The following is a 7,048-nucleotide window of genomic DNA, read 5'->3' on the forward strand; positions in this document are numbered from 1 at the left end:
GGGCCCTCGTCATGTCCGGAGCCTGTCCCGCATCCGGCACGCCGCCACGGCATCTCCCCCGATTCAGGCCCTCGTTCATTCATGAACGAACGAGGGCATTTTCGACATTTCCGCAGGATTCGTTTGTTTGACACCCGTGTTAATTCATGAACGAACGGCCTCGCGGCACCTGCATCGGCCATGGCATCGGAGATTCCCTACAGGCGCAGACGCCCCAGCAGCTCGGGATAGCCCTCCTCCACCGCCTGGTTGTACTGGTGGGCGAACACGCCGATCGCAGCCGCCCACGTGCACGCCAGGCACAGAAGGACGATCGCCGTCACGACGACGCCCGCGAACAGGACCGCCGGCGTGGGCCCGGCGACAAAGACCGTCATGAGCAGCAAGGCGATGTCGAGTATGAGCGAGAACGCGGCCACCCGGCGCAAGGCGCGCTGACGCGCCTGCTGGCCGCGCAGAAGCATCCCGTGGAGCTCCGTCAGCTCCTCCACCGTCAGGCGGTGCTCGACCAGACGCGCCCGGTCAGCCGCGCCCAGCCTGTTGATGTGAATCCGCATCGCATCCTCCAGCAAGCGACAAGCCCGCAAGCCGCGGCGCCCGAGCCCCGGAATCCTACTCTTCCAGCTGCTCGCTCGCCTCGAGCCACGCGGTCTCCAGCTCGTCGAGCTCCGCGCGGGCGTCGTCGATGGCCCGCTGCTGGGCCGTAAGCGCCTCGAAATCCGTAGGGTCGACATCTGCCATGGCGGCCGTCAGCTCGTCGACCTTCGCGCGGCGCGCCTCCATCTTACGTTCCAGGGACGAGACCTCGCGACGCAGCCGCTGGCGCTCGGCGTTGGAGAGCCGCGAGCCGCCGGAAGCCTCCCCCGACGCCGTCTGCACGGGAGAAGCCGCCTCGGCCGCCCGCTGCGCCGAGGACTTCTGCGTGCGCGCGGACGACGCGCCCACCAGGCGCAGGTATTCGTCCACCCCGCCCGGCACGTGGCGCAGACGCCCATCGATGATCGCGTACTGATGGTCGGTCACGCGTTCCATGAGGTAGCGGTCGTGCGTCACCAGAATCAGCGTGCCCGGCCACCCGTCGAGCAGGTCCTCGACGATGGCCAGCATGTCGGTGTCAAGGTCGTTGCCCGGCTCGTCGAGGATGAGCACGTTGGGCTCCTCCAGGATCGTCAGCAAAAGCGACAGGCGGCGGCGCTGGCCGCCCGAAAGGTCCCCGATGCGGCTCCACAGCTGCTGGGTGGTGAAACCCAGGCGCTCGAGCAGCTTCTCGGGGCTCGTCTCCTTGCCGTCGACGATGTAGACGCGCTTGTAGCGCGAGAGCACCTCGCGGATCGTCTCGTCCATATGCGGGGCGAGTTCGTCGAGCTGCTGGGACAGCACGCCGAAGCGCACCGTCGCGCCGATCTTCACGCGGCCGCTCGTCGGTGTGAGCTTGCCTTGGATAACCGACAGCATGGTGGACTTCCCCGCGCCGTTCTCGCCCAGCAGGCCGAAGCGGTCGCCGGCGCCGATCAACCACGTCACGTCCTCGAGCACCGGCTTGACCTCGCCGTCGGCCCCGTCCGCATATCCCGCATAGACATCGATCACGTCGATGACCTGCTTGCCCAGGCGCGACACCGCCAGGCGCTTGAGCTCGAGCTCGTTGCGCACCGGAGGCACGTCGGCGATGAGCGCGCGAGCCGCCTCGACGCGGAACTTCGGCTTCGTCGAGCGCGCCTGCGCGCCGCGGGACAGCCAGGCGAGCTCTTTGCGCGCCATGTTCCTGCGCCGGTCCTCGGCGACCGCCGCCAAGCGGTCGCGCTCGACCCGCTGCAGGATGTATGCGGAGTAGCCGCCCTCGAACGGCTCGACGACCCCGTCGTGCACCTCCCACATGGAGGTGCACACCTCGTCCAGAAACCAGCGGTCGTGCGTCACGATGAGCAGCGCGCCCTCGCCTGCACCCCAGCGGGCCTTCAGGTGCTCGGCAAGCCAGTTGATGGTGCGCATGTCGAGATGGTTCGTCGGCTCGTCGAGCATGAGCACGTCATAGGTGCCGATCAGCAGGCGCGCGAGGTCGACGCGGCGGCGCTGGCCGCCGGACAGCTCGCCCACCGTGCCCTCCCACGGCACGTCGGCGATCAGGCCGTCCAGCACCTGGCGCACGCGCGGGCTCGAGGCCCATTCGTACTCGGGAGCGTCGCCCACCACGGCGCGATGGACCGTGTCGCCGTCGTCGAGCGCATCGCGCTGGCCGAGCAAGCCGACCGAGATGTCGCGCCGATGGGTGACACGGCCCTCATCGGGCTCGAGCTCGCCGGATAGCACCTGGAGCAACGTGGACTTGCCGTCGCCGTTGCGCCCGACGATGCCGATGCGGTCGCCCTCGTTCACGCCGAGCGTCACGTCGTCGAAGATATGCTTGGTGGGAAACTCCAGCTTCACGGAATCGCAGCCGAGAAGAATCGCCATATGCGCTACACCGCCTCTGCAATCGCATTTCGTTCGACCATCTATCCTAGTGCAACTTTAGGGACAGTCCCCCAAATTTCACGGAGGAGACGCGCGTCTCCTCCGTGAAATTTGGGGGACTGTCCCTAAAGTTGCAAAAAACGGCGACCCGGGTCTCAACGGGTCGCCGCTGCATGGAGTGCCGCACCGGAGCCTGGGCATGCAACCGGACTCGACGGCGGGCATATGAGAACGTCGGATTAAGAGAACATTCCCGTGAGGTAGTCGTTCAGCCGTTTATCGTTCGGACGCTGGAAGATCTGGTCCGTCTCGCCGTACTCGACCATCTCGCCCATGTAGAAGAAGGCGGTGCGGTTGGACACGCGGGAGGCCTGCTCCATGTTGTGCGTCACGATGATGATGGCGCGGTTCTCGACGATCGTGTTCATGAGGTCCTCGATGGCAAGCGTCGAGATGGGGTCGAGCGCCGAGCAGGGCTCGTCGAACAGGATCACGTCGGGATGCATGGCGAGCGTGCGGGCGATGCACAGGCGCTGCTGCTGGCCGCCGGACAGGGCGAACGCGCTCTGGTCGAGCTTGTCTTTGACCTCGTCCCACAGGGCGGCGCCGCGCAGGGACTCCTCCACCATCTGGTCGAGGGTCGCCTTGTCCTTGATGCCATGACGCTTGGGCGCGAACGTGATGTTCTCGCGGATGGACTTATGGAAGGGGTTCGGCTGCTGGAACACCATGCCGATGGACTTGCGCAGCTCGTAGAGGTTCTCGGTCTTGGTGTTGATGTTGCGCCCCTGGTAGAGGATCTCGCCCTCGACGCGGCAGCCCTTGATCTCGCGGTTCATGAGGTTCAGGCTGCGCAGGAACGTGGACTTGCCGCAACCGGAAGGACCGATGAGCGCGGTGATCTCGCCCTTGTGGAACTTGAGGCTCGTGTCGTTCAGCGCATGGTGGTCGCCGTAGTACACGTTGACGTCTTTGGTCTCGAGCACGACCTCCTCGGAGATGGCCACGCCCGTCGTGCGGTGCGTCTTTTCGCTCGAGCCGACGCTTTTGAGGAACTGATCGGTTTCGTTCGTCATTCGGCGGTCATCCTCCTTGCAAGTGCCTTACCGGCGATGCGCGAAAGCACGTTGAACAGCAGCACGCAGATCATCAGCAGGGCCGCGGTGCCCCAGACGATGTGCTGGGCCTCGGGGCTGCCCTCGCCGTAGATCTTGTAGATGTGCACGGCGAGCGACTCGCCCGGACGGAAGATGTTCCACGCGCAGGTCGGGCTCGCGAAGTTGAGCGAGAAGAAGTTCAGGCGCGCCGGCGAGCTCATGCCGGAGGTGAACAGCAGCGCAGCGGCCTCGCCGAACACGCGGCCGGCGGACAGCACGACGCCCGTCACGATAGCGGGCATCGCCGCGGGGATCAGCACGTGCAGGGTGGTCTCCCAGCGGGTCAGGCCCATGGCCAGGCACGCGTCGCGCTGGCTGGCGGGAACGTCCTCGAGCGCCTGCTGGATCACGCGGGTCAGGATGGGGATGTTGAACATCGTGAGCGCGATGGCGCCCGAGATGAGCGAGTAGCCCCACCCGAAGTTCACGGAGAACATCAGGAAGCCGAACATGCCGACGACGATGGAGGGCAGGCTGGACAGGGTCTCGATGGCCGTGGACGCGATCTTGGTGACGGGGCCCTCGGGCGCGTACTCGACCAGGAACACCGCGCCGCCCAGGCTGATGGGCAGCGAGATGATCAGGGTGAGGATCAGCAGGTAGAACGAGTCGAAGAGCTGATAGGCGATGCCGCCCTCGGTGCCGTTGGAACGGCTCGCCTCGGTCAGGAAGCCGGGCTGGAACAGCTGGCCGATACCCTGCGCGAGGATATAGATGACCATCGACACGACGATGAGCATGACCAGGCCTACGATGAGCGTCAGGATACCGGTGGCGATCCGGTCATTGCGCATGGAACGCTTGATGCGCGCGTTCTGCGCCTCCACAGAGATGTTAGCCACGCGCCTTCGCCCCCTTTGCACCGATGAGATGGATGATCAGGATGAAGATGAGCGACATGCCCATCAGCAGCAGGCCGAGCGACCACAGGACGTCGTTCTGGACGGAACCGGTCGCGTAGACGGCCATGGAGGTGGTCAGCGTCGTGGTGATGGTCGACGCTGAATCGAGCAGGCCCTCGGGCATGGCCTCGACGCCGCCGATGACCATGCGGACGGCGAGCGTCTCGCCGAACGCGCGCGTCATGCCGAGAATGACCGCGGTCATGAGCGACGGCGTGGCGCTCTTGAGCACGACGTGCCAGATGGTCTGCCAACGGGTGTAGCCCAGGGCGAGCGAACCGTTGCGGTATCCATCGGGCACGGCGCGCAGCGCATCGATGGACAGCGTCGTGATGGTCGGCAGAATCATCAAGGCCAGCACGATGGAGCCGGGAAGGATGCCCAGGCCCAAATCGACGTTGAAGATCACGCGCATCGCGCCGACGATGACATGGAAGCCGATCAGGCCGAACACGACCGACGGGATGCCCACGAGCAGCTCGATGAGCGGCTGGAAGTACTTCTGGCCGAACTTGGGCTGGATCTCGACGACGAAGATCGCCGCACCGATGGCGATGGGCACCGCGATGATCGTGGAGATGACCGTCACCGCGAAGGAGGTGACGATCAGCGGGAGCGCGCCGGTAAACGGCAGGCCGGTCGCCTCGTTCGTGTTTGCGAGGTTCCACGTCGTTCCCGTGAAGAATTCTGCAATGTTAACGCCGTCCTTGATGAAGGTGGACAACCCGCGCTGAGCAACCATGAGGATGAGCGCCACAACGACAAGTGTCACGAGCGCGACGCAGGCGCCCGTGACACTCAAGCCTACCTTCTCAAGGTTGCGTTTTGGCATCTGCTTAGCCATAGCGCACCTTTCGAAAAAGTTCTATGTACTGGGCGTAATTCGGACAGGCCGGAATTACTTCTCGGTAACGTTGCCGTCGGCGTCCTTGACCACGGTCATCTGGGACACGGGGATGAAGCCCTGCTCCTCGACGAGCGAGCCCTGGACGTCCTCGGAGAGCATGTACTCGAGGAAGGCGGTGGTAACCTCGTCGGCGTCCTTCTTGCAGTACATGTGCTCGGTGGCCCAGATGGGGAACGAGTTGTCGTAGACGTTCTCGGAGACGGGCTCGACGCCGTTGACCTTGATGGCCTTGAACTTGGTGTCGTCGAAGTGGGAGAAGTCGAGGTAGGAGATGGCGTTGTCGGTGGAACCGATCTGGGTCACGACGTCGCCGGACTTGTCGAGCTCGGCCTCGCCCTTGAAGGTGGACTCGGGCTGGCCGGCGCCGAAGACGGCGGCCTCGAAGGTGGCGCGGGTACCGGAGCCGGACTTGCGGTTCATGACGTAGATCGCGGCGTCGTCGCCACCGACCTCGGACCAGTTGGTAATCTCGCCGGAGAAGATGCCCTTGAGCTGCTCAAGGGTCAGATCGTCGACGGTGACGTTCATGGAGACGACGGGGCCCATGCCGACGACGGCGACCTCATGGTCGACGAGGTCCTCGCACTGGTCGGCCTCGAGCTTGGTCTCGGCGAACACGTCGGAGTTGCCGATGGTCACGGTGCCGTCCGCGACAGCGGTCAGGCCGGTGCCGGAACCGTTGCCGGAGCCGGTGATGGAGACATCGGGGTTCTCGGCCATGAACTGCTCAGCGGCGGCCTCGACGAGAGCCTGGAAGGAGGAAGCGCCGTCATAGGTGACGGTACCGGTCAGCGAGGAGCTCTCGGAAGCGCCAGCGGAACCGGCAGCGGTGGAGGCGGTGTCGCCGCCGCAACCAGCAAGACCGAGGCCGGCAACAGCAGCAAGGCCACCGGCGAAACCGAGGAACTGACGACGAGAGCAAGCGTAGTCGAACATGGTTCTCCTTTCGCGAATTCTGCGATTCGCAACATCCGTGCGGGCGGCCATGCAGACCCGTCCGCGTTTCGACTACGTACTCTATCGCGCGTTCACCGGGCGATTTTGCTCGCTCGCGTCTTATTACGATGCTCTGACTAAGATTTACCTTCAGATTTCTACCGGTTTACACGGTCCTTACAATGACACCGTGTGGTAAAGCGCTTCATCGCGACTATCAGCATCCGCCAAGAGGACGCATACCCGCGGCTTTGCGCCCCGCGCCGCGCAGGCCGCAACCTCCTCCGGGCGAAAGTGGCTAGAAATTTCCGTTTTGCTGTAGCTGAACCGGTATTGAGGGGTCGGAAGCCCGCCGCCGGCACCGGTCTCCCCCATTAAAGCGCCCGATTCGGGGATCTTGGGGTCCAGAGACCGACTTTGTAACCGGCCAATACAGCCAAGACGGCTTATCCGGATATCTCCGCCGCGCCTGGCTTACAGCAAAACAGAAATTTCTAGCCACTTTCCTCGGGGAGGGCAGCATCGGCGGGGACCGATGACACAGAACGGGCCGTTTGGCACGCTAAAGGGGTCTGTAATTGCCTTTAGAAGATATGACCGATAACTGATCGGTCGGAGCCTCCCCGGATGCCCGCGGGATGGGCGACAATCGTTGTTGTCAGCGCAAACGGCGGTCGCGCACCGCAGTCGAA

6 protein-coding genes are annotated in these 7,048 nt (G+C 64.4%); all 6 read right to left on the reverse strand.

Features of this window, described 5'->3' with window-relative positions; translation table 11 throughout:
* Positions 1-197 precede the first annotated feature (197 nt).
* The 6 genes from B5F74_RS01615 to B5F74_RS01640 all read right to left on the reverse strand — a co-directional run bounded on the left by B5F74_RS01615 (position 198) and on the right by B5F74_RS01640 (position 6,356).
* Positions 198-557: a hypothetical protein gene (locus B5F74_RS01615; RefSeq protein WP_087199444.1), complete on the reverse strand. Its 360-nt coding sequence runs from the start codon at positions 555-557 to the stop codon at positions 198-200.
* Between the two features lie 55 nt (positions 558-612).
* Entirely contained in the window at positions 613-2,454 is a 1,842-nt protein-coding gene (locus B5F74_RS01620; protein ID WP_087199445.1) for an ABC-F family ATP-binding cassette domain-containing protein, read from the reverse strand.
* Between the two features lie 239 nt (positions 2,455-2,693).
* Positions 2,694-3,530, reverse strand: coding sequence for a phosphate ABC transporter ATP-binding protein PstB (gene pstB / locus B5F74_RS01625; RefSeq protein ID WP_066833551.1), 837 nt, complete (start codon positions 3,528-3,530; stop codon positions 2,694-2,696).
* The gene (gene pstA, locus B5F74_RS01630) at positions 3,527-4,453 is read right to left on the reverse strand and encodes a phosphate ABC transporter permease PstA (RefSeq protein ID WP_229254311.1); all 927 of its coding nucleotides are present in this window, start codon (positions 4,451-4,453) and stop codon (positions 3,527-3,529) included. Before pstA ends, pstB begins: the two co-directional genes overlap by 4 nt.
* On the reverse strand, positions 4,446-5,357 hold the full coding sequence (gene pstC / locus B5F74_RS01635; RefSeq protein ID WP_087199447.1) for a phosphate ABC transporter permease subunit PstC: 912 nt from the start codon (positions 5,355-5,357) through the stop codon (positions 4,446-4,448). The genes pstA and pstC overlap by 8 nt, the downstream gene beginning before the upstream one ends.
* Before the next feature lie 54 nt (positions 5,358-5,411).
* Positions 5,412-6,356, reverse strand: a complete 945-nt coding sequence (locus B5F74_RS01640; RefSeq protein WP_087199449.1) for a phosphate ABC transporter substrate-binding protein — start codon at positions 6,354-6,356, stop codon at positions 5,412-5,414.
* Positions 6,357-7,048 lie beyond the last annotated feature (692 nt).

This window comes from Collinsella sp. An271, from assembly GCF_002159695.1.
GTDB lineage: Bacteria > Actinomycetota > Coriobacteriia > Coriobacteriales > Coriobacteriaceae > Collinsella > Collinsella ihumii.